Here is a 22,001-nt window from a genome sequence, read left to right as displayed (position 1 = left end):
TATCTAAGCAGCATGAACATCTTTTTTAGAATATATAAAATAGCTGGCAGTAATTGCAAAAGCAATAAATCCTATTCCTATTATAATAAATGAAACCTCATAACTTGAATTTTTCATGATGTAATTTACGTCAAAATACTTAAAAGGAGTAACGTAACGCATGGCATCATCTCCCGATGTAGCTGCAAACATACCAATAATGAAAAATGTAAATACAGTGCCAAGGGAAATAGATAGCACCGATTTAATCTTTGGCATCACAACTGAAATTATAATCCCCAAAGCAAGAAACATAATCTGAACGAAAAACAATGTAATAGAAATCATAAAAAATAGCTTGTAACTATAGTCTTTTGTTGAAACAATGGACACCATAATGCTAGAAGCTAACAAGTAGATTATATTAGTAATTACAAGACAGGTTAATGCAGCCATTAGCTTTGATGTCATAATCGCCCTGCGAGTAACAGGCCTAGTTAAAAGAAAATCTGCTGTTTTTGCGCGAACTTCCTTTGATACGATGGAGGTTCCTAGATTCATAGCTTGAATGGCACCACAAAGTGTTGTATATAAAAACATATAGGAGTAAAACCCTAAAATAGAAGACATACTATCTACAGAGAATCCCATTGCCTTTCTTACTGGCTCTGGAAATCCTTTCATTATTTCTTTAAATGCCTCAGCTTCCTTTGAAAAAGCGGGGAACATTGATAAGAAAAGAATAACAAGTGTTATTAAAGAACAAGTCCATATAATAGTGGATTTCCTATAAGCCTTTAATTCATGAAGAAACATATTCATAGCTTTTAGTCCTCCTTTTCATAGTAATGCATAAAGATCTCTTCAAGGTCTGGCTCTTCAATCCAAAGATTACTTATTTCTATTTCCGAAATCTTTTTCATAATAAAATTAATATTACCACTAAACAAAAAGCTTACTACATTATCCTTTATATCTAAATTGGCGACTCCACTGATTTTAAAATAATTATCATCTATTTTTGATTTTACCTCAATTTTAATTTTTTTATGGTTACTTTCTTGTAATGTACTAATCTTATCAACCTTTATTATTTTCCCCTCTTTAATAATTGCAACACGATTACATAGCCTCTGGACCTCACTTAAAATATGAGAAGAAAGTAAAATTGTTGCACCTTTTTTGTTCTCCTCCTCAAGAAGCTCAAAGAATTTTTGTTGCATAAGCGGGTCAAGTCCACTAGTGGGCTCATCAAGTATAATAAGTTTAGGTGAGTGTAGCAGGCCTTGAACAATACCAACTTTCTTTTTATTCCCAAAAGATAAATCATCAATTTTCTTATAGATGTCAAGATCCATTATCTCAGCTAGTTCTGTAATTCTTTTGCTACAATCTTTCTTGTAAAAACTAGCAGAATACTTTAGTAAATCAATAACTTTCATATTATCATAATAAAAAATTTCTGACGGTAAATATCCTATTTCCTTCCTTATCTCAGGACCAAATTCTATACAGTCTTTACCGAAAATTGTAGCACTACCACTAGTAGGATAAATCAGAGATAATAACGTTCTTATCGTTGTTGATTTACCTGCACCGTTAGGTCCAATAAAACCAAAGATTTCTCCTTGTTCAACATTAAAACTTACATTTGTAATACCTCTTGTTTTACCATAACTTTTAGTCAAATTTTTGATTTCAATAGCATTCATTAATAATCCCCCCTGTAATTTTGATACAATTATATTGCTTATTATAGATATTCCTCCTTGTATACTGCATTTTTATAAAAATCATAAATATCAAGTGCCTGTTCATACATTTCACTCATACTTGAATGATTTTTAACACCTTCATTCCAGCTTCCTATTTTTATAGCATATTAGTATAGTCATAATATTACCCCGATGACTGAAAAAAACAACCCCCACAGGAAATATATTGTTATTTTACCAACAATATTTTCGTTAACTAATATATTTATCCTTTTATTAGAATAACATCTAATTGATTAAATTATAAAAAAATCCAAAAAAAATAAATAAAACTTACCACAAAAGTGCAAAGTTTTATTTACTACAATTCATATATTATTTTACATAATTATACTATATTATTTTCCACAGCATTTTTTGTATTTTTTCCCACTTCCGCAGGGGCAAGTGTCATTTCTTCCGATTTTGTCGTTATTGACCACCATTTTGGAATCTCTATAAGCTATTTGAATTTCTTTTCTTTTTTCTTTTGAAAAAATCCCTTCCCATTGTGGAAGTTCATATAAATAATCTGCTTTTGCATCTAGCATATTGAAATAAAGTTTTTCAAAATCTATTTTGAAATCTACTTTTGTATCACTTTCAGTTTCTTCTAGTTTTATAGGGTCTAAAAGACTATCGTTTATCCCATCAGCAAATCCCATAAAATATATGTTAGATACATCAAAGTATTTTGCAAGCTCTTCCATTGTACCCTTAACTTCATCTTTATGGTTTGATAATAATTTTGTATAGACACGTTTTTCTATTTCCCCATAATCATGCCAAAATGCAGGTTCTCCTTTACGTTTAACATAATCAACCACCATATCTGTCCACTCTTTATATAAACTCATTCTCTATTCTCCTCCGAATCATACTATATTTTGTTATATTACATTATTTTAATAAATATTTCGCTAGCATTCAACATAAAATTGTTAAATTGAATATACTTTCAGAATTTCTTACAACTAACCTATTATTTTTTAATTGGAATTAGGTCCTCTTTACTAAAAGGCTTTGATATATCAAAATTTCCACCTATAGTATCAATATTCCTATTTTCCACTGTTATCTTTACTTTCTTTACAGATGACAATTGAGTTAATGACGCCGATATCCCTTTTAGACAGCTTTTTTCTTTTGTTTCTGTCATATCTATTTTAGCTTCTTTACTTAAATTAACATAAGCAATATTATCTTTAATAGAAAAACTTAATATCCTAGTCTCTTTAGGAAGTATTGGTTTTAGCTCACTTTTTACAGTAGGCCCTTTTACAAGTTCTTGCATAATAGTTTCCCCGATAAGCTCTTCTTTATTAATAAGTCTCTCATCTTTAACTACTTCTACATCAGAACCCTCTTTAGTGCCATCAAAATAAACACCCAATTGGATAAATCCATCTTTTTCTAGGGGCAGGTTTAGATTTTGAAGCTTTTCTTTATTTGTAACACTTTTCTCATCTTTTTTTTCGCACCCATAAAATGACATTGTTGAGCCAACTAGCAATGAACATAATAATATTTTGATTGCTTTTTTCATATTTGACCTCCCTTTAATAATCCACTAAAGTGGCCTAATTAACGACTTCAAAAGGAGATTTATGGCACTCACTAAAGTTTATATTCGTTATATTATGTAACACCTGCTTATAGACGTAAGTGACTTTCCTTCTGAAATGTTGTTAAAAGTTGATTACATCACTTGGCATATCTCTTCTAGCTAAATTCAAAGAAATATCCCTACCTATTTCGATATGATTTTCTTTGAGTATATTGACCACTGTTTGATAGGCTAAATCAGGATAATTATTAGTTTTACTCAAATGTCCCAAAATAATATGTTTTTGCTTATCATTCATTATTTCTACTATAGCTTTCCCACATGCATCATTGGATAGATGTCCCATATTACTTAATATCCTTCTTTTCAACGGATACGGATAGGGACCAAATTTCACCATTTCCACATCATGATTACTCTCGAGTAGAATTACATCTGCATCTTTTATCATATTCTTTACTTCGTCAGAAAAATATCCTAAATCTGTAGCTATGCATGCCTTCTTATTTCCACTATATAAAGCATATCCTATAGGTGCCGCCGCATCATGTGATATATTATAATTTATTATATGCATGTCCTTTATATCCACAGAATTATTATTGATAATTTTTATATTATTTTCTTTTATCTTACCTATCTTGATTTCCATAGCTTCCCAAGTATTTTTATTGGCATATATTGGTACATTATATCTTCTAGAAATAATTCCTGCACCCTTTATGTGGTCAGAATGTTCATGAGTAATAAAAATGCCATCAATATCATTAGGATCTTGATTTATTTCTTTAAGTGCGCTTTCAATGCTTTTACCTGGCATACCAGCGTCAACTAAAATTTTTGTATTTTCCGACGCTACAAATATGCTATTTCCGCTACTTCCACTATATAATGGACAGAATATCATAATTGTCTCCTTTAATTTCAAATTGTTACATAGTAACTCTTTTTATATCCGCCCCTATGCTTCTAAATTTTTCTTCAATATTTGGATATCCTCTATCAATATGCTCTATGCCTAAAATTTCTGTAGTACCTTCTGCTATAAGCCCCGCTATAACCAAAGCTGCTCCCGCTCTTAAATCTGATGCAATAACTACTTTCCCTATAAGTTTATCTACGCCATCTACCGTAGCGACACTTCCTTCAACCTTTATATTAGCGCCCATTTTTTTAAGCTCGTCCACATGCTTAAATCTAGCTTCCCAAATGCTTTCATTTATTATGCTTCTACCCTCTGAAACAGATAACAATGTGTTCATTGGTTGTTGGACATCCGTTGGAAATCCAGGATAAGGCAAAGTCTTAATATTTACAGCCTTGAGTCTTCCTTCAGATTTAACAGTAACACTATCTCCACCTTCATGTACATCTGCTCCCATTTCCATAAGCTTTGCTGAAATTGATTCAAGATGTTTTGGAATAACATTATTTATAGTTACTTCCCCACCACAAGCAGCAGCTGCTATCATAAAAGTACCTGCCTCAATTTGATCTGGAATTACACTATAGTTGCATCCTGTTAATTCTTTTACACCTATAATTCTTATAACATCCGTACCTGCCCCTTTAATATTAGCTCCCATAGAGTTTAAAAAGTTAGCTACGTCAACAACATGTGGTTCTTTTGCAGAATTTTCTAAAATAGTTGTACCTTCTGCAAGCGTTGAAGCGGCCATTACATTTATTGTTGCACCTACACTAACAACATCAAAATAAATACTAGTTCCAATTAGTTTATCTGCCTGAATGTTTACAGCACCATTCTCAATAACTACTGTTGCTCCAAGTGCTTCAAACCCTTTTATATGTTGATCTATAGGTCTTACACCTATAGGGCACCCCCCCGGAAGCTCTACCCTAGCCTTTTTAAACCTAGCTAAAAGCGCACCAATCAAATAATAGGAAGCTCTCATTCTTCTTACATCTTCTGTGTTAGCATCAATGCTAGTTATATTTGTACTATCTATAGAAACTGAATTTTTTTCTCTTTTAATTTCACAGCCTAAATTTTCCAATATTCTTTCTATACAATTTACATCTTCTATATTGGGAATATTTTCAATGATACATTTACCCTTACTTGCTATTATAGCTACTGGTAAAATTGCTACTGCTGCATTTTTTGCACCACTTATTTCTACCTGACCAAAAATACGTCGGCCTCCGTTAATTACCAATTTATCCATATTTGTATCATCCTCACTATGCATTATATATTAATTACTTTCATTTTTATACATACAATTGAATTATACCATAATTACATTATATTTTAACATTTTTTTTAAATGTTAGACGATATTATTTTATTAAACACAGAATTTCTTACAATATTTATACTTTGCTAAAAAAACAACGTAAAAAATCACCCGTGCTTCCACGAGTGATCTTTACATTATTTAGCTTTATTATATTGTTTTAAAACTTCCGCAGTCTGTACATTCTGGTGTTTTAGCAACACTTTCATGTTTTACAACTTCAATTTTGTTTAAAGTGCAGTAATTATCATCTTTACAATGGTATTCACATTCATTTACGGTACAACCTATACTGTCATTATGCTTCATAAGAAAAGCACCTCCCTTTATTAATTATAAAACTATTGTTAGCATAATCAAAAATAATTATGCTAACTATACAAAAATATTTAAATTGTAACATCTTCATTTTTTCACCTTAATAAATTACAAATGAATCTTCATACATAAATTTACACAGGAAATACAAAACCTAAAAATTATGTTATAATACACTTATAATTTACTCAAAATAATGTTAACCAACATTGGTTATTAATTTTGCTTGGAGGAAACATATGAAATATTTTTTAGTTGCGTTATTTGATGATTTATCTAATTCTACAGTTCAAAATATTCAAAGAGATATCTGTAGAAAATATAAACTATATAAGAGTTCTCGTAATCTTTTTATACCTATAGTTTCAATAATTAATCCTGATTTAGAAAAATTAGATGTTGTTGTTTCTAAAATTCTATCTCCTTATAAAAAATTTAAAGTGGCTATAAATAATAGTATTAGTTTAAACGAAAATTTAAGTCAAGTTAATCTTGATGTTGAAGATAAAGGATATATCTTTCGGTTAGCAAGAAATATTACAGACACTTTAGATTTACATAGTTTTAACGTTAAAAGTGATGATTATAATATTGATTTAAATATTATATTAGCTAATGCCAATCACATCATTAAAAAGTCATATAACGGAAGTACAATTTCTATTAATGAAGCTTTAGATAAGGATGATTTCTTACAGTTTGTAAAGGTTTCTAAACTTGAATTGTGGAAACAGGTTAGTACTAAAAAGGAAATGTTAGTTAAAACTTATGAGCTAAGGGAATACTAAAAACATAAAGTTATATTTTAGGTTTGAGGGGGATGACAATGATTTACTACTTGGTTGGCTTATTTGATAAAGTTTCTTATAAATATATAGAATCTATGCAAAAGGCAATCTGTGAAAAGTATGACCTATACAAGTCTGATGCTAATTTACCTATGCTTCATGTAACTCTAGAAATAATAACTAATCCCAATCTTTACGATTTGGATACTGCTTTAAAAAACATTCTTAAGAATTATACTAAATTTGAAGTTGAATTGAATGGTGTGATATGTTTTGACCCTCCCTATAAGTCTGTAAATTTAAATATTGGTAATGAAGGCACTATATATCAATTATCTAAGGATATAAATTCAATTTTAAATTTACATGGCTTTAAGGTTAGAGATGATATTGAAACTTGGAATTTGCATATCTCACTAGCTAACACAACTTTTGCTGATAGAGAATGGTCTAATAGTGAATATTTAGCAGCTTGTGCTTCAGCCAAGGATGAAAATTTCTCAAGAACTATCACAATAGATACTGTCGAACTTTGGAAACCTATAAATAACAATGATGAAATGGTGACTAAGAAATATATTCTATAAAATATATCATTTGATTTTCTTGCACCTTAATATCGATTAAAATGAATATACATAATTCAGTAAAAAGGCGGTTTCAAATATGAATTTACAAAAATTATTCCAGATGCAAAATACTTTAGACCATAGAATTCAAGTGCAACATAACCTTGAAGGAGTACCCTTATTACAAAAAAAAATACTTTCCCTTCAAGTGGAACTAGGCGAACTCGCGAATGAAACTCGTTGTTTTAAATTTTGGAGTACAAAGAAACCTTCAAGTAACGATGTAATTCTTGAAGAATATGTTGATTGTATACACTTTATTTTAAGCCTCGGAATAGAAAAAAACTTTCAAGATATTACTTTGAATACTAAATGTATTACCTCTGAATTATCTCAGCAGTTTTTAACTGTGTATACAAATATTTCAGATTTTATAATTTGTTCTTCTCTTGATAACTATTTAAATATTTTTCAAAACTTTTTGAGTTTAGGTCAAAATCTAGGATTTTCAGAAGAAGATATTGAAAATGCATATTTCTATAAAAATAAAATTAATCATGAAAGACAGGATAATGGATACTAATTCATATTCAAATATAGTGGAAACCTTTCTTCTGAAAGGTTTTCACTATATTTTTTTAATATTACAACACATTCTGGGTAAACTACCCTAGAGGAGTGTGATTGTAATTGGGATTAATATTTTCTATAGTTGCAGGCGTCTGTATGAGTCTTCAAGGTGTTTTTAATACAAGGGTAAGTGAAAAAGTTGGTCTTTGGGAAACTAACGTATTTGTTCAAGGAACTGGGTTCATCGTGACCTTAGTAATACTCCTTATAGTTGGCAATGGTAATATTAAAGCTATAAAACAAGTAAATAAATTATATTTACTAGGAGGATTCTTAGGCGCTATAATTATATTCTCTGTTATGCAGGGAATAACAAAAATGGGACCAACATGCTCCATTGCAATTATATTAGTAGCTCAGCTACTATCTGCCGGTGTCATCGATAGATTTGGAATGTTCGGAGCTCAGCAAATCAAATTTGCTTTATCTAAGTTTATAGGTATTGGTATAATGATTGCAGGTATAATAATCTTTAAATGGAAGTTTTAGTAATCTTTTTTATTAACATTTTCAAAAAAATTGCATATACTATAATAATGTAACAATACGTTTAGGAGGCATACATGTTTTCCTTCAAAAATAAGTTAGATCCCAACTTAAGGTGTGCTTTACTTAGTAGCCTATATGAAAACTATAGGGTAATAATACATTGCAAATCCCTTGAGACTAAAACCGTTAATAAAATTAAATCTTTAAAATGTGATATTCTACGCCATATCCCCTCAATAAATTGTATTTGTGCTATTTTAACTTCCAGTGCTATATATAGATTACTAGAATATCCCCAAGTAGCTTATATAACTTTTGATTCTTATGCACATTTATGTGGTAATAGTATACTCGCGTCAAATGGCGTATCCTTTCAAAATGACTATAGCCTTACTGGAAAGGGCATTGGCGTTGGAATAATTGATAGCGGTGTGTATCCCCATCCTGACTTATTAAATCCTTGTAATAAAATTAGAAAGTTTGTAGACGTTGTTAATAATTTAAACTATCCTTATGATGATAATGGTCACGGCACCTTTATGAGCGGCTTAATTTGTGGTAGTGGTTATGGATCTAAGGGTATGTATAAAGGTGTCGCCAAAAATAGCCATATATACATGATTAAAGCCTTTAATAAACTAGGAAAGGGTTTTGTATCTGATATTTTGTTTTCATTAGAAACTCTATTAAGCGAAGATAATGACTTTAACCTTAAAATCATTTGCCTTCCTTTTGAAACTTTTGAAACTAATGAATTTGTCCTTTCTTTATTCTCAAAGCTTTTCGACCTTGCAATCTCAAAGGGCATAGTAGTAATCGTTCCTAGTGGTAGCAATAAAAATGTTAAAAGTTCTGTGCGGGGCATAGCTACTCTTAAAAATTGTATAACGGTAGGTGGGTATGATAGCATAGGAAGCCCAAAAATATATGAATATTCTTCCTGTGGTCCTTTCCAAAAGCTCGATAAGCCAAATTTGATAGCTGCCTGTGTTAATATTTGCTCTTTGATTTCTGATGCACAATTTATCTCTGAAAAAAATGGTGTGAAGCTTTATCCTACTCGCATCACTAATCTGTATACGACCTACACTGGAACTTCATGCTCTGCAGCTTTTATAAGTGGATTATGTGCACTGCTGTATGAGAACAATATAAATTTATGTTATAAGGATACATTGGCTTTATTAAAGACATCTTCAAGCCTAATAAATTCCCCAAAATATATGCAAGGTTCTGGAATTGTAAACTTAGAAAAATTATTACCTTAAAACATCACCTGCGGAGCTGAAACATTAACGACTTCAGAAGGAGATTTATACTCCCACTGAAGTTTTCTATTTGTTAGGGTATGTAACTCCCGCTTATAAAAGTGGGAGATCTTCCTTCTGAAATGTTTAATGTAATTATATTTTAAAGCCTAATTCCTAATATATATGGCATGTTAGCACAATAACTATACATTCGCTGTATAATTATTGTTTAATAAAAACACATTTGGTGTATAATATAGATATTGTTTAATATTTATAATTAAGTAAAAACAATTATCAACGTCAAACAATAATATTATACTATTGTAAATTTACATTTCCAAGGTCATAATCATTGTTTTAGACCAGAGGAATATGAGGAGGATTATTATGATAAGCGAAAGATTGTTCAATGAACTAAACAAGCAAATGAACTTTGAATTTTATTCTGCACACCTTTATTTAGCTATGTCAGCTTATTGCGCAGCAGAAGATTTTGATGGTTTTTCTAATTTCTTTAAAGTACAAGCTGAAGAAGAAAAATTCCATGCTATGAAATTTTATAATTATATAAATGAAATGAACGGACGCTTAACTTTAGAAGGAATGAGTGAACCTCAAAATGATTATGAAACACTTCTTGATGTTTTTAACATAGCATATGCTCATGAAAAAGTTGTAACTAGTAATATTTATAACCTTACTGACATTGCTACTGAAGAAAAAGAACATGCTACTATAAGCTTACTTAAGTGGTTTATTGATGAGCAAGTTGAGGAAGAATCTAATTTTAATGGCCTTATAAAAAGGCTTGCGAGAATCAACGCTGATCCTACAAGTATTTATATGCTGGATAACGAACTCGCAACTAGGGTTTTTGTACCACCTGTTACTAAATAAAATAGATAAATTCATAAAAGTAACATATATATTTTAAATAGATTTTTAAAGGCACATATCAATATTGATATGTGCCTTTATTAGTTCCATTATACAATACTATAATTTTTTTTTATTTAATGACTTTTTATAAGTGCAAGTTAACTACAATAGCTCTCTCCTAACTAAATCAAGTAACTCCATAGTTGCACTCTCACGTATTTTCTGCCTGTTACCAGATAATTTAAGCATCTTAGTTTTAACTTCACCATTAATATATAACCCAACATATACAAGTCCCACTGGTTTTTCTGCACTTCCACCATCTGGGCCCGCAATTCCCGTAGTTGAAAGGCCAATACTAGTGCCTGCAGTTTTTGCTATACCTTGCGCCATTTCTGCTGCTACTTCACTACTTACTGCACCATACTTATCTAATGTTTCTCTCGCAACTCCTAATCTATTAATTTTAGCCTCATTGCTATATGTAATTGCCCCCTCTATAAACGCAGAAGATATCCCTGGGTAATTTATAAGCTTTGCAGCTACCATTCCTCCTGTGCAAGATTCTGCTGTGGATATAGTTAACTTCTTATTTATAAGCATTTCTCCAAGTACATTTTCTAAGGTTGTATTCCCTTCGCCATAAATGTTATTTCCTAGTCTTCTACGTATTTCATCTTCCATAGGCGCAATCAGTCTTGTGCCTTCTTCCTGTGTATTAGCCTTTGCTGTAATTCTAAATGTCATTTCCCCTGCTTTAGCATAGGGTGCCACAGTTGGATTAGTTTGATTATTCAATATATCTTCTATCATTTCTTCCGCACTGCTCTCTCCCACTCCAATAACTTTGAGCACCTTTGAAACTAATACACCTTGCGCAAACTTTTTAAGATAAGGAATAACAGCCTCCTCAAACATAGGTTTCATTTCCCAAGGTGGACCAGGTAAAAGTGCAATTATCTTTCCATTTTCTTCTATTATACATCCCGGCGCTGTGCCATTATTATTAGGAATCACTACCGCATCTACTGGAAAATACGCTTGTTTCTTATTGCTTTTCGTCATTGGTCTGTTCATATCTTTAAAATAATCCTCAATAATTTTTAAAGAAGCTTCATGAACAACGCTACGCTTGCCAAAATATTCAAAAGCTACTTCCTTGGTTAAATCATCCTTTGTAGGTCCAAGTCCCCCACTAGTTATAACTAAATCAGCTCTACTAAATGCTAATCTATATGATTCTAAAAGTCTTTCTGGATTATCTCCAACTACGCACTGATGATAAACTGATATACCTAGATCTGCAAGTCTCTTAGCAATATATTGTGCATTTGTATTAACAATATCGCCGAGTAATATTTCCGTACCTACTGATAATATTTCTGCTTTCATAATAACTTCCTCCCTTAGATGCCACTTACGTAGCAAGTGGTATTTACATATTTACATTAAAGAGTAATTTCACTTAAATTTTACTCTTTATAATTCTTTCATTGGTTCTATGAATAATTTCTTCTGGATATTCCATAAATTCAAGTACTTTTATTGCATTTCTGGTAGAAGATACCCCTTTTCTTATTTTATAATCAAACTCTAATCCATGCTCCCCTACACTCTCAGTAAAATAATAGCATTCATATAAGTCTCCTACCATTTTAGTTATTTCAAGATCATGTGTAGCTACTGCAACCAAAGAATTGTGAGTAGACAAATAAGCTAAAATTTCAGCAGAAGCATTAACCCTCTCAATAGGGTTAGTTCCCCTAAAAATTTCATCAATAAGACATAGGTTTGTTACTTCCTCATTGCAAACATTAATTATTCTAAATATTGCCTCTGCCTCACTTAAATAATAACTTTTTCCACCAGTTATATTATCACTTACAGTCATCGAAGATACTATATTGAAATATCCACCTTCATAGCTTGTAGCAAGGCAGGTAAAAATAGTTTGTGCAAATAGTGCATTTAAGCCCACAGCCCTTAAAAAAGTAGATTTACCTGACATGTTTGAACCAGTTATAATAACACCCTTTTCTATAGTTAGAGAATTACCTACAGCAGCTTCTATTAATGGATGTTTTATATTCTCACCTTTTATCTGTTTAAGTCCTTTTGTTAATTTAGGCTCCGTATATTCTAAAAGCCCATCCCTATAGGACGCTACAGATATTAATGCATCAATTTCTCCTAAAATTAAATAAATTTCTCTTATTTCTTCAATATGTGCTTTAACCTCATCTATTATTCTATAAAAGCCTCTAGCTTCTTTTAAAAAGAACATATTAAAGTACTCAAAAATAACATCTGCACCTTCTATTCTTCCTATTCCAATGGAGGTAGCTTTTTTCATTATCACCTTGCAACCCTTTGCTTTTTCTTTAAGCTTTAAGGTATATTCCTTTATCTCTTCATCCTCTACTCTTCCCATAACTTCAGCTAACGTAATTATCTTTCCTAAATATCCCGTAGCTTCAATTTCTGCCCCAACCTGTTTTTTAATCTTAACATTAATAAACCCATTAGCTAAAAACATTGTAAATAAGAAATAAAAGGCTTTAGATATTCCAATAAAAGCTATTGAAACTAAAGAACCATAAGCTAGTACTGTTAAAAGATATAGCAATGGCTTCATTGAAGTTTTATATAAGATCTCATTCCATAAAAACGATGTTACAGTATTATTGCGCTGTCTTCCCAGCTTTAATAAACTAACTTGTATTTTTTCTCTTGTTTCCTTGTTTTTTTGAAAAAAACTTATAGTCTTATTTCTATTAATTAGTTTTTCTTTTTTTAAAATTGGATTTCTTAAAATATGGTATAAATACTGTTCCCCTGGAGATGACAATGTTCTGTCTACCTTTTCAAAAACCTGGTTCATATTTAAATCTAAGTAAGTTTGATCATCAACATATATTTCCTGCGGATTTTTATATTTCAATACATCAAATAATAATTTAATATCTTCAAATTTCCTCTCTCGCTTATTTTCAACACCATAGTTTTCTCTAACTTCTTTTAATTTCTTGTAAAATATTGCTTTGCTTCTTGCTACTAGGCCTAGCATCACTAAGACTAAAGAGATAATAATTCCCCAAAAATATATTTCTTTTGCATTTTTCCCTAAAATAATTGTTATGTAAGTTATGATTGCAGCCATAACCATGCTTGTTATAAATAAGTTGCTAAATTTTTTATCCTTGTCCACTTACCTTATCCCCCTTAAAAATCACTAACTCCTTTTTATAAATAATCTAATACCCTTTTTTTAAATCTACTACATTTACTAGTTCTTCCCCTTGTACATATTTTTTCATATTCTTATATATAAGTTTAAATCTTCGGTGGTTTCTCATCTCTGAAATCCAGGAATTATGAGAAGTTAATATAACATTATTTAGATTCCATAATGGATTATCCAATTTTAAGGGTTCTTCTTCATATACATCTATTGCGGCCCCTGCTAGTTTACCATTTTTTAAATTTTTAATTAAAGAAGCTTCATCCACAATACCCCCTCTAGCTACATTTATGAAAAAAGTTCCATTCTTCATTGCAATAAATCTATCTTCATTAATTAAATGATGGGTAGCTTTGGTATATGGCAGTGTACACACAATCACATCACATAATTTAATCATTTGGTCTAATTCACTCATAGCATAGCATGTATTAAAATATTCAACATCTCTACCATCTGTATTTACGCCAAATAAGTTCACCCCAAACCCTTGAAATCGTTTGGCTGCCTCCGCAGCTATTGTGCCTGTCCCTATAAATCCTATAGTTTTACCATATATCTCCTGAATACTTGCATCTATTTTCCATTTTCTATTAACTTGATTTTCATATAGCCCCTTACTATTCTTAAAAAGCTCTAGAGTTTTTAATACAATCCATTCCCCCATTGGTATACTATAGCCACCTTTATTATTCGTAATTATAATAGAAGTGTTTTTAACATACTCTGTTGGCAATTGGTCAATACCTATGCTAGATAATTGAATCCATTTTAGCTTTTTCATTTTCTCTATGGCGAGTGTTTTAAAGGGATTATAACAAATTAAAACCTCTACGTCCTCAAGCTTTTCACTATAAATTAAATCTTGCTCTTTAGTTACCTTTATATCATACCCAAAATCTTCTATACCTTTCATTTTTTCTTCGCCATAATTGTATGTAAAGAGCGCTTTAATAGCCATGCAAATCCTCCTTCGAAAAAAAGGTGCCATAAGGCACCTTATTTAAATACATTTACTAAATTAGTAAATATTTCTTTATTATCTTTAAGTTTAGTTTCATTTCCCAGTACACAAAAGTAGTTTTCCTTTATAACATCATTTAATAGTGCTTTAAAAGACTTAATGTCCGCAGGATTTGTACTTAATACTTCTTCTCTTTCCTTTTGTCTTTGCTCCTCAGTAATACCTCTTATATAATATGCTGTCGCCCGCTCACCTTTCATAGAAGGTGTTAATGGTGAGTCAAGCTCACTGATTGTTCCAATAATGTATTTTGTCATTTCTCTTTCTGAGGCTTCAAAGCTTCCTATATAATCACATATTCCATCGTAAGCTTTTAAGGTCTCTTGGACATTAGGATCACGATAAGATACAAAGACTATATTCCCACTTCTAGCTATATTTGCAAAACCACCATAGGCGCCACCTTGCACACGCACTCTATTCCATAGGTAATCGAGACTTGCTATAGTTTTAAGTACTAGCATTTTACCTGAATATGAATATCCCTTCTTAATGAAGTTATATCCTTTAGCTACATACTGAACATCTGATGAGGTTAATAATCCTTCATTATTTTTATTTAGATCAAAATTATACAATGCATCTGGCAATTTTTCTTCTCCTAAGACGCTTATAATCTTAGGTAGCTCTGTAGTAAATGCAGTATATATGTCTTCTTCTCCTGTAACACTTATTATAAGATTATTTTTGTTAAATATAAGCTTTGATACCTTGTTTAAGTTTTCAATGATCTCTTCTGCTTTGTTATCAAAATCTCTTTCAATCTCATCAATAAATTTATAAAAAGCTATTCCTGTAGTTTTTTCTATATAAGCTGAAGCTGGCGAGAAGTACGATGTAAGTCTTCCAGCTGCTACCATATGTCCTCTATCAAGAATTTTCATTTCATGCCTTGATTTTAATTGTTGAATTAGCTCCTTCAAACGTTTCTTTTCATCAAATTTAGTATTGCTAATTATCTCTACCATAATATCAAATAATTTAGGAAGCTTTTCAGTTAAAGCTTTAGTCTTTACTACTAACTTGGGGCTATATTTTTCAAAATTTCCACTTTCGCCAAATACCTCTGTGGTAAAATGAATTCCGCCTGTATGAATATTAACCTCATTAGATAAATCAGAATAACTAGTATTCTGCGTACTTACCCTTCCTAAAATAGTTGATAATAATGTTACATAAGGCAGTAACTTTATATCTACTTTTTTAGAATCAAATAATACATTTATATAGGCAATTTTATTAGTGAATATATTATGAGATAATACTTTTACTCCTTGCTCATCCTTTTCCTTTAAAGGTAAATGTTCTACTTGTTTCTCAATATCCGTTAGTTCAAGTAAAGGAATAGTTTCTAGCACTTCCACAGCATCTGGCGTCATTTGTCTTTCTTTAAGAGCTTTCCCCTGTTGCACTATTTCCTCTATTTGTTTTTCTGAAAGACTTTCCTTATACTTAGCTAGTTTTTCTTCTACTGCCTTGGACTTTTGTTCTGCTAGGCCCTTTTTACCATTCAATATAACCATAGAACTATGGGTATTATTTATTAGGTACTTTTCTATAAGTTTTTCAAAATAATTAGTAGTTAATGCAGCTTTTATTTTGATCAAATAACTTTCATACTCTAAATGCATAGTTGGATCTTTATCATAAAGCCAGCTGTCCATACTAGTTATATAGTAATATAATCCCTTTGGAAAACCACCTAAGTCAGCTTCCCTTAATTTAAATTCAGTACTATTTATACAAGCTTCTATTAATTTTTTATCTATTCCTTCTTTAACTAAATCCTTTAAAGTTGTAAATACAACTTCCTTAAATCTTTCTTTTTCACTTTCATTAGAGTTTTTTACTACTATACTAAACACCGGTTGTAATATGCTATTATCAAACCCTCCAAATACATCTTTACCTATCTCGGCGTCTATAAGTGCTTTCTTCAAAGGTGCTGCAGCGCTTTCTAGTAATAAATACTCTAAAATTTCAAAGGCTAAATGCATTTCTGGATGGCTAATATTATCACCTGATACAAAGTTCATACTTAAGAATGTTTTGCCATTCTCATCATCATCACATGAAATAGGATAATCCATCTTAACTTCTTCCAATTTGCTAAATGGTTTCTGTAAGCTAATAGATGACTCTACTGTAATTTTATCAAAATTATTTAAATACTCTTCACTAATAAATTGTAACTGTTTATCAATATCTCCATCTCCATATAGGAATATATAACTATTTGATGGATGATAATATTTTTTATGAAACTCTATGAATTCTTTCTGCGATAATTCTGGTATACATTCTGGATCTCCACCAGATTCTACGCCATATGATGTGTCCGGAAATAAGGACTCTTGAACCTTGCGCATGAGACACCCTTCCGGAGATGAAAATGCACCTTTCATTTCATTATAAACTACACCTTTATAAGTTAGTTTATCTTCCTTGTTTTCTAATTCATAATGCCAGCCCTCTTGCATTAATATTTCAGGTTGTGAGTATATATTCGGATAGAAAACTGCATCTAAATACACATCCATAAGATTAAAAAAATCTTTATCATTTTTACTAGCTAGAGGATATATCGTTTTGTCAGAAAAAGTCATAGCATTTAAAAATGTATTTAAAGATCCCTTTATTAATTCAACAAAAGGCTCCTTTGTTGGAAATTTTCTAGAGCCACAAAGCACTGAATGTTCCAGTATATGTGGAAGCCCATTACTACTTTTCGGTGGTGTTCTAAATCCTATAGAAAACACCTTGTTATCATCATCATTTTCTAAATGCAACAGTCTAGCCCCACTTTTAATGTGTTCAAACAACCTTGTAACAGAATTTAGCTCTCCTATATTTTTCTCTTCAATTAACTTAAATCCGTGATATATACCGCCAATCGTAAACTTCATTTCTGTCCTCCTCGTACTTTTTTTAAAAGTTTAAATACTTATTAAGTGTTTCATATCCTAAAACCTTGCCCCATGTAAATTACACCTGTCAATATCAATATTTACCTATTATATTCATTATACAACATTTTATTCCGCGCTACCATCACCATAAATTATAGATTTATCTTTCCTCATTTTTATTTTGTCTATACTACACCTAAACAACAAAATCATATAATGCTATTTTATCTTCCCTTTCTCCATTTATGTTCATAAGCTTAATTAATCCTATTTATAAAATTTAACGACATTTACAATACCATTGGTACATAAATAAAAATAGAATAGTGACTTATAAAACATTATATATAAAAATACCTCCATTTCTGGCGGTATTTTTACATATAATGTAGTCTTATGTTAGTATCTCATATCCAGTTTTAGTAACAAGTATTGTATGTTCCCACTGAGATGACAATGAACCATCTACTGTAACTGCCGTCCAATCATCTTCAAGTACATCTGTTTCAGGACTACCGATATTAATCATAGGCTCAATAGTAAAAATCATATTAGGTAGTAATATTGACCCCTCTCCTTTTCTGCCTATATGAGGTACAAATGGTTCTTCATGAAACTCCAATCCAACGCCATGACCACCATAATCGTATACTACCGAATATCCAAAACCTTCTGCATACTCTTGAATAGCACACCCTATATCTCCAAGGGTATTGAAGGGTTTTACCTGCTCTATACCCCTTTCTAAACACTCTTTCGATACACGCACCAAATCTAACGCTTCCTTAGACATTTCTCCAATTGTATACATTCTACTAGCATCACCATAATATCCATCTAATATGCAAGACACATCTACATTAATTATATCACCATCTTTTAGAACTGTATCATCGGGTATACCATGACATATTACATCATTTATAGATGTACATACACTCTTAGGAAAGTCCCCATAGCCGAGTGGTGCTGGATATGCATTATGCTGCACAGTATATTCATGTACCCAAGTATTAATTTCATTTGTGGTTACTCCAACTTTTATTCTCTCCCCAACAATATCGAGTATATCATGAGTTAGCTTACAACTTTTCCTTATACCCTCTATTTGTTCCTCTGTTTTCATTATATCTCTAGGTATTTTATAACCTACTTTTTCCTCTATATTCCCTATAAATATATCCTGATCCATGTGACATTTTTTATATTTCTTACCACTGCCACACCAACAAATATCATTTCGCGATAGTTTATTCATTATATTTCCTCCCAATTGAAATTATTCAAACCGTCAATTACAACCACAGTTTAGTTGTAAGTATATTCTATATTGATGATTTCATCTTTAATTATAGTTCATAATCCCAAGTATTCAACCGTTTCGCAAAAACTTTTTGTGATTGTGTCAATGTATTCATTGAAAATTCAAAATACATAGTGGTATTAATGCGTATTTACGTTAACCCTATTTCAGATGTTGATAGTTTAAAATACTCATATTTATTAACTCCTGCTTTGGCCACTAGATTATTATTAGCTATTTCTAAAGCTTCTTCTATATTTTTAGCCTTAAACATTATAGTTCCACCATTTCTATTATACCTTCCTCCACAAATTAAATACTTAGAAGAATGATTATCCTTATTTATATTAGTAGTATAAGATATTGCTAAACTGTCATTACCCTCTTGCGAATAATTAATCTTAACCAATAAACCCTTTGTTTCCATTTGCTTTCCCTCCAGTTAAATCATCTCCTGCCGAGCTGAAATATTAACGACTTCAGAAGGAGATTTTATACTCCCACTGAAGTTTTCTCTTTGTTATAGTATGGAACTCCCACTTATAGAAGTTGGAGACTTACCTTCTGAAATGTCGTTAAATTATCTGCTATAGTGGTGCTTTAGGGATGCAAATTGATCAAACCCTTAATAAATGTATATGTTTTTCATGTAATTTTATTACAAATATTTTCAGGGGTAATTCTTTGTTGCACAATAAAAAAGGTACAGGATTAGAGCATATTTTATACCCTAATCCTGTACCTAGTCACCAAACTGTTTCATTCTATTGAGATTCATATGTAACTGCCTCTATTTTTTGAACTCTTATTTTTCACCCATTTTAATTGCCTTTTCTGTACAACTCTCCATAGCTGAAATTACTGATCCTCTAAAATTATTCTTTTCTAAGGTGTATACGGCCGCTATAGTAGTTCCACCTGGTGAGCATACATCGTCTTTAAGTTTTCCTGGGTGTTCTCCTGTTTCAAGTACCATTTTAGCTGCCCCTAGCACTGCTTGCGCTGCCATTTTATAAGCCTTTTCTCTTGGCATTCCTTGAAGCACCGCCCCATCACCTAAAGCTTCAATAAACATATAAACATAAGCAGGAGATGAGCCACTTACCGCCGGAACTACATCAATAAGCTTTTCCTCTAATATCTCTATCTTACCAAAACTTTCAAAAATATTTACTACGTCTTGCAATTCTTCTTTAGTTATATTTTTATTAGCACAAAGTGCACTCATACCCGCGCCAACAAACGCTGGAGTATTTGGCATAGTTCTTATAACCCTTGCAGCGCCTCCGAGTGTATTACTCATATATTCTAAAGTTACCCCTGCAGCTATAGTTACTATAACTACCGTCGTCTTTAAATATGGTTTTATTTCATCGATAACCTCAGAGTATTTATAGGGTTTTACAGCTAAAATTAATATATCAGAAAATTCAGCAACTTCCTTGTTGTCATTAGTTACTAGAATATTATATTGTTCTTTTACCTTATTTAAACTCTTATCTGATGGATTACTTGCTATTACTTGTTGGCTAGAAACTAAATTTGATTTTACTATTCCACTTATCATAGCCTTTGCCATATTACCACAGCCTATAAATCCTATCTTTTTATTCATATAATTATTTCCTCCTATATAATTTTTTTTAATAATACTAATTATATCACATACATTTCATGAACTTGGTTATACTAATATTGAAATATTTATTATAAAGGAGCAAATCGATTAATAGTTATTTGTGCTCTAAGTAATATAAGGAGGATCTTGCAATGTCACACAAAAACAACAAAAATAGTAAAGATAATAAAAAGGCTAATCCAAAAACGAAAAAAGAATTAGATAAAATGAGAATGGAAACTGCCAACGAAATAGGTGTTTCTAAAGAATCTAAGAAATTAGGAAATGAAACAGAATAGATCTTCTCTATATTAGTAAAAGAAAGATATCTTCCCCTTTCTTTCTTTTACTTCATAAATTAATTTTTAATTTATGATATTATATAAATTGCAATTCCATTTATCATAATACGCCTTAACCATTATCTTTCATCACCCATAAAATATAATCCTAATATTTCTGGTCCTGTATGGGACCCTATTGCCGTACCCACATAATTTAAAATAACATCTTTAACATTTCCATTTTCTCTAACCAAAGCCTCTAAAGCTAATGCATCTTCAATACAATCTCCATGACTTATAGCAATAACTTGCTCTTTATTTGGGTCTGTTCTTTCCTTGAATTTTTCAACTAAGGTATTTATTGCCTTTTTTCTACCTCTACACTTAGAAAAAGGAGTAAGTCTTCCTTCATTATCCACAAACAAAACTGGTTTTATATTTAACAAGGTGCCAACAGCTGCAGCGGAACTTGAAATTCTTCCACCTCTTTTTAAATGGTTTAAATCATTAACTGTAAACCAGTGGTTAATCTTAAGTTTATTTTCCTCAAGCCAGGTAACTATCTCTTGTTTTGAATTTCCTTTCTTTAACATTTCATAAGCATAATGCACTAACAGCCCTTGTCCAAGGCTTGCGCATTTACTATCAACTATACTTATATCCGCCTCTGGGAACTCTTCAAGTATAGTCTCTATTGCTATATTTGCACTGTTTATAGTTCCTGTTAATGCAGAAGACAAAGCAATATATATTATAGATTTTTCTTCCTTCACATACTTTCTAAAAACCTCTACATATCTTTGACTATTTATTTGTGATGTAGTAGGCATCTCCCCCTGCCTTAAAGCATCATAAAAGTCCTTACGAATAATATTTTTCCCAAAATCATCCTCTATTGCTTGACCTTTAAAATTACATATTATTCCTATCGGTACTATGTTTTCTTGTTTAATATAATCTAAAGATAGATCGCATCCTGAATCTATCACTAAAATCGTCCCACTGTGTGTTCTACTCATAACTTAATTCCCCTTTGCCATTATCTTAAATATTATTCTCACCTTCTATTATGTATGATTTATATAAACACTTCAATACAAAAAAAAAGAAAAGTATATATACTTTTCTTAACATC

The 22,001-nt window shown here is 31.1% G+C and carries 22 protein-coding genes; 7 read left to right on the top strand and 15 right to left on the bottom strand.

The genetic code is table 11. The annotated features are described in order from the left end of the window. Nucleotides 1-3: 3 nt before the first annotated feature. From ACWJKP_RS01185 to ACWJKP_RS01155, 7 genes are all read right to left on the bottom strand, one after another. Nucleotides 4-801, bottom strand: a complete 798-nt coding sequence (locus ACWJKP_RS01185; RefSeq protein ID WP_165411755.1) for an ABC transporter permease subunit — start codon at nucleotides 799-801, stop codon at nucleotides 4-6. A 5-nt stretch (nucleotides 802-806) separates the two neighbouring features. Next, complete coding sequence (locus ACWJKP_RS01180; RefSeq protein WP_165411756.1) at nucleotides 807-1,691, bottom strand: ABC transporter ATP-binding protein; 885 nt, start codon at nucleotides 1,689-1,691, stop codon at nucleotides 807-809. Nucleotides 1,692-2,092: 401 nt separating this feature from the next. Beyond that, a complete protein-coding gene (locus ACWJKP_RS01175; RefSeq protein WP_165411757.1) occupies nucleotides 2,093-2,590 on the bottom strand; it encodes an SEC-C metal-binding domain-containing protein in 498 nt (165 codons plus the stop codon). A gap of 125 nt (nucleotides 2,591-2,715) precedes the next feature. Next, nucleotides 2,716-3,279, bottom strand: coding sequence for a GerMN domain-containing protein (locus tag ACWJKP_RS01170; protein WP_165411758.1), 564 nt, complete (start codon nucleotides 3,277-3,279; stop codon nucleotides 2,716-2,718). A gap of 142 nt (nucleotides 3,280-3,421) precedes the next feature. Further along, nucleotides 3,422-4,207 carry an MBL fold metallo-hydrolase gene (locus tag ACWJKP_RS01165; protein WP_165411759.1) on the bottom strand — a complete coding sequence of 262 codons (786 nt, stop codon included), beginning with the start codon at nucleotides 4,205-4,207 and terminating at the stop codon, nucleotides 3,422-3,424. Between the two features lie 25 nt (nucleotides 4,208-4,232). Further along, entirely contained in the window at nucleotides 4,233-5,489 is a 1,257-nt protein-coding gene (locus tag ACWJKP_RS01160; protein ID WP_165411760.1) for a UDP-N-acetylglucosamine 1-carboxyvinyltransferase, read from the bottom strand. A gap of 222 nt (nucleotides 5,490-5,711) precedes the next feature. Beyond that, nucleotides 5,712-5,870: a DUF1540 domain-containing protein gene (locus ACWJKP_RS01155; RefSeq protein ID WP_165411761.1), complete on the bottom strand. Its 159-nt coding sequence runs from the start codon at nucleotides 5,868-5,870 to the stop codon at nucleotides 5,712-5,714. A 248-nt stretch (nucleotides 5,871-6,118) separates the two neighbouring features. Here ACWJKP_RS01155 and ACWJKP_RS01150 point away from each other — a divergent pair, with 248 nt between their 5' ends. The 6 genes from ACWJKP_RS01150 (at nucleotide 6,119) to ACWJKP_RS01125 (ending at nucleotide 10,505) form a co-directional block, all read left to right on the top strand. Next, nucleotides 6,119-6,667 (top strand): hypothetical protein, encoded by a 549-nt coding sequence (locus ACWJKP_RS01150; protein WP_165411762.1) that lies wholly within the window; start codon nucleotides 6,119-6,121, stop codon nucleotides 6,665-6,667. A 38-nt stretch (nucleotides 6,668-6,705) separates the two neighbouring features. Further along, a complete protein-coding gene (locus ACWJKP_RS01145) occupies nucleotides 6,706-7,254 on the top strand; it encodes a 2'-5' RNA ligase family protein (protein WP_165411763.1) in 549 nt (182 codons plus the stop codon). 79 nt (nucleotides 7,255-7,333) lie between these two features. Then, a complete protein-coding gene (locus tag ACWJKP_RS01140) occupies nucleotides 7,334-7,819 on the top strand; it encodes a dUTP diphosphatase (RefSeq protein ID WP_165411764.1) in 486 nt (161 codons plus the stop codon). A gap of 107 nt (nucleotides 7,820-7,926) precedes the next feature. Beyond that, the gene (locus ACWJKP_RS01135) at nucleotides 7,927-8,355 is read left to right on the top strand and encodes a DMT family transporter (RefSeq protein ID WP_224579104.1); all 429 of its coding nucleotides are present in this window, start codon (nucleotides 7,927-7,929) and stop codon (nucleotides 8,353-8,355) included. A 74-nt stretch (nucleotides 8,356-8,429) separates the two neighbouring features. Then, nucleotides 8,430-9,623 (top strand): S8 family serine peptidase, encoded by a 1,194-nt coding sequence (locus tag ACWJKP_RS01130; RefSeq protein WP_165411765.1) that lies wholly within the window; start codon nucleotides 8,430-8,432, stop codon nucleotides 9,621-9,623. Nucleotides 9,624-9,995: 372 nt separating this feature from the next. Then, a complete protein-coding gene (locus ACWJKP_RS01125) occupies nucleotides 9,996-10,505 on the top strand; it encodes a ferritin (RefSeq protein WP_165411766.1) in 510 nt (169 codons plus the stop codon). 144 nt (nucleotides 10,506-10,649) lie between these two features. Here the strand turns inward: ACWJKP_RS01125 and ACWJKP_RS01120 are convergent, their stop codons facing one another. The 7 genes from ACWJKP_RS01120 to proC all read right to left on the bottom strand — a co-directional run bounded on the left by ACWJKP_RS01120 (nucleotide 10,650) and on the right by proC (nucleotide 20,579). Continuing rightward, on the bottom strand, nucleotides 10,650-11,879 hold the full coding sequence (locus ACWJKP_RS01120) for a competence/damage-inducible protein A (protein WP_165411767.1): 1,230 nt from the start codon (nucleotides 11,877-11,879) through the stop codon (nucleotides 10,650-10,652). 73 nt (nucleotides 11,880-11,952) lie between these two features. Then, nucleotides 11,953-13,695: a MutS-related protein gene (locus ACWJKP_RS01115; RefSeq protein WP_165411768.1), complete on the bottom strand. Its 1,743-nt coding sequence runs from the start codon at nucleotides 13,693-13,695 to the stop codon at nucleotides 11,953-11,955. Between the two features lie 46 nt (nucleotides 13,696-13,741). After that, entirely contained in the window at nucleotides 13,742-14,689 is a 948-nt protein-coding gene (locus ACWJKP_RS01110; RefSeq protein ID WP_165411769.1) for a phosphoglycerate dehydrogenase, read from the bottom strand. 38 nt (nucleotides 14,690-14,727) lie between these two features. Then, nucleotides 14,728-17,658, bottom strand: a complete 2,931-nt coding sequence (locus tag ACWJKP_RS01105) for an insulinase family protein (protein ID WP_165411770.1) — start codon at nucleotides 17,656-17,658, stop codon at nucleotides 14,728-14,730. A 397-nt stretch (nucleotides 17,659-18,055) separates the two neighbouring features. Beyond that, nucleotides 18,056-18,919: a methionyl aminopeptidase gene (locus ACWJKP_RS01100; RefSeq protein ID WP_165411771.1), complete on the bottom strand. Its 864-nt coding sequence runs from the start codon at nucleotides 18,917-18,919 to the stop codon at nucleotides 18,056-18,058. 196 nt (nucleotides 18,920-19,115) lie between these two features. Continuing rightward, a complete protein-coding gene (locus ACWJKP_RS01095; RefSeq protein WP_165411772.1) occupies nucleotides 19,116-19,391 on the bottom strand; it encodes a hypothetical protein in 276 nt (91 codons plus the stop codon). A 378-nt stretch (nucleotides 19,392-19,769) separates the two neighbouring features. Continuing rightward, complete coding sequence (proC, locus tag ACWJKP_RS01090; protein WP_165411773.1) at nucleotides 19,770-20,579, bottom strand: pyrroline-5-carboxylate reductase; 810 nt, start codon at nucleotides 20,577-20,579, stop codon at nucleotides 19,770-19,772. A 155-nt stretch (nucleotides 20,580-20,734) separates the two neighbouring features. Between proC and ACWJKP_RS01085 the strand changes: the two genes are divergently transcribed. After that, on the top strand, nucleotides 20,735-20,881 hold the full coding sequence (locus tag ACWJKP_RS01085; RefSeq protein ID WP_165411774.1) for a small, acid-soluble spore protein, alpha/beta type: 147 nt from the start codon (nucleotides 20,735-20,737) through the stop codon (nucleotides 20,879-20,881). A gap of 122 nt (nucleotides 20,882-21,003) precedes the next feature. On the opposite strand, the gene ACWJKP_RS01080 is transcribed toward ACWJKP_RS01085, so the two are convergent. Continuing rightward, on the bottom strand, nucleotides 21,004-21,885 hold the full coding sequence (locus tag ACWJKP_RS01080) for a DegV family protein (protein WP_165411775.1): 882 nt from the start codon (nucleotides 21,883-21,885) through the stop codon (nucleotides 21,004-21,006). Nucleotides 21,886-22,001: the final 116 nt, after the last annotated feature.

Source organism: Clostridium sp. CM037, from assembly GCF_055081095.1.
Note: the sequence above shows the minus strand (reverse complement) of the source record. Positions and strands in the feature narration are given on the sequence as shown.

Coding starts and splice junctions, on each gene's coding strand:
- ACWJKP_RS01185 (WP_165411755.1), bottom strand. CDS start 801: ATGAATATGTTTCTTCATGAATTAAAGGCTTATAGGAAATCCACTATT.
- ACWJKP_RS01180 (WP_165411756.1), bottom strand. CDS start 1,691: ATGAATGCTATTGAAATCAAAAATTTGACTAAAAGTTATGGTAAAACA.
- ACWJKP_RS01175 (WP_165411757.1), bottom strand. CDS start 2,590: ATGAGTTTATATAAAGAGTGGACAGATATGGTGGTTGATTATGTTAAA.
- ACWJKP_RS01170 (WP_165411758.1), bottom strand. CDS start 3,279: ATGAAAAAAGCAATCAAAATATTATTATGTTCATTGCTAGTTGGCTCA.
- ACWJKP_RS01165 (WP_165411759.1), bottom strand. CDS start 4,207: ATGATATTCTGTCCATTATATAGTGGAAGTAGCGGAAATAGCATATTT.
- ACWJKP_RS01160 (WP_165411760.1), bottom strand. CDS start 5,489: ATGGATAAATTGGTAATTAACGGAGGCCGACGTATTTTTGGTCAGGTA.
- ACWJKP_RS01155 (WP_165411761.1), bottom strand. CDS start 5,870: ATGAAGCATAATGACAGTATAGGTTGTACCGTAAATGAATGTGAATAC.
- ACWJKP_RS01150 (WP_165411762.1), top strand. CDS start 6,119: ATGAAATATTTTTTAGTTGCGTTATTTGATGATTTATCTAATTCTACA.
- ACWJKP_RS01145 (WP_165411763.1), top strand. CDS start 6,706: ATGATTTACTACTTGGTTGGCTTATTTGATAAAGTTTCTTATAAATAT.
- ACWJKP_RS01140 (WP_165411764.1), top strand. CDS start 7,334: ATGAATTTACAAAAATTATTCCAGATGCAAAATACTTTAGACCATAGA.
- ACWJKP_RS01130 (WP_165411765.1), top strand. CDS start 8,430: ATGTTTTCCTTCAAAAATAAGTTAGATCCCAACTTAAGGTGTGCTTTA.
- ACWJKP_RS01125 (WP_165411766.1), top strand. CDS start 9,996: ATGATAAGCGAAAGATTGTTCAATGAACTAAACAAGCAAATGAACTTT.
- ACWJKP_RS01120 (WP_165411767.1), bottom strand. CDS start 11,879: ATGAAAGCAGAAATATTATCAGTAGGTACGGAAATATTACTCGGCGAT.
- ACWJKP_RS01110 (WP_165411769.1), bottom strand. CDS start 14,689: ATGGCTATTAAAGCGCTCTTTACATACAATTATGGCGAAGAAAAAATG.
- ACWJKP_RS01105 (WP_165411770.1), bottom strand. CDS start 17,658: ATGAAGTTTACGATTGGCGGTATATATCACGGATTTAAGTTAATTGAA.
- ACWJKP_RS01100 (WP_165411771.1), bottom strand. CDS start 18,919: ATGAATAAACTATCGCGAAATGATATTTGTTGGTGTGGCAGTGGTAAG.
- ACWJKP_RS01095 (WP_165411772.1), bottom strand. CDS start 19,391: ATGGAAACAAAGGGTTTATTGGTTAAGATTAATTATTCGCAAGAGGGT.
- proC (WP_165411773.1), bottom strand. CDS start 20,579: ATGAATAAAAAGATAGGATTTATAGGCTGTGGTAATATGGCAAAGGCT.
- ACWJKP_RS01085 (WP_165411774.1), top strand. CDS start 20,735: ATGTCACACAAAAACAACAAAAATAGTAAAGATAATAAAAAGGCTAAT.
- ACWJKP_RS01080 (WP_165411775.1), bottom strand. CDS start 21,885: ATGAGTAGAACACACAGTGGGACGATTTTAGTGATAGATTCAGGATGC.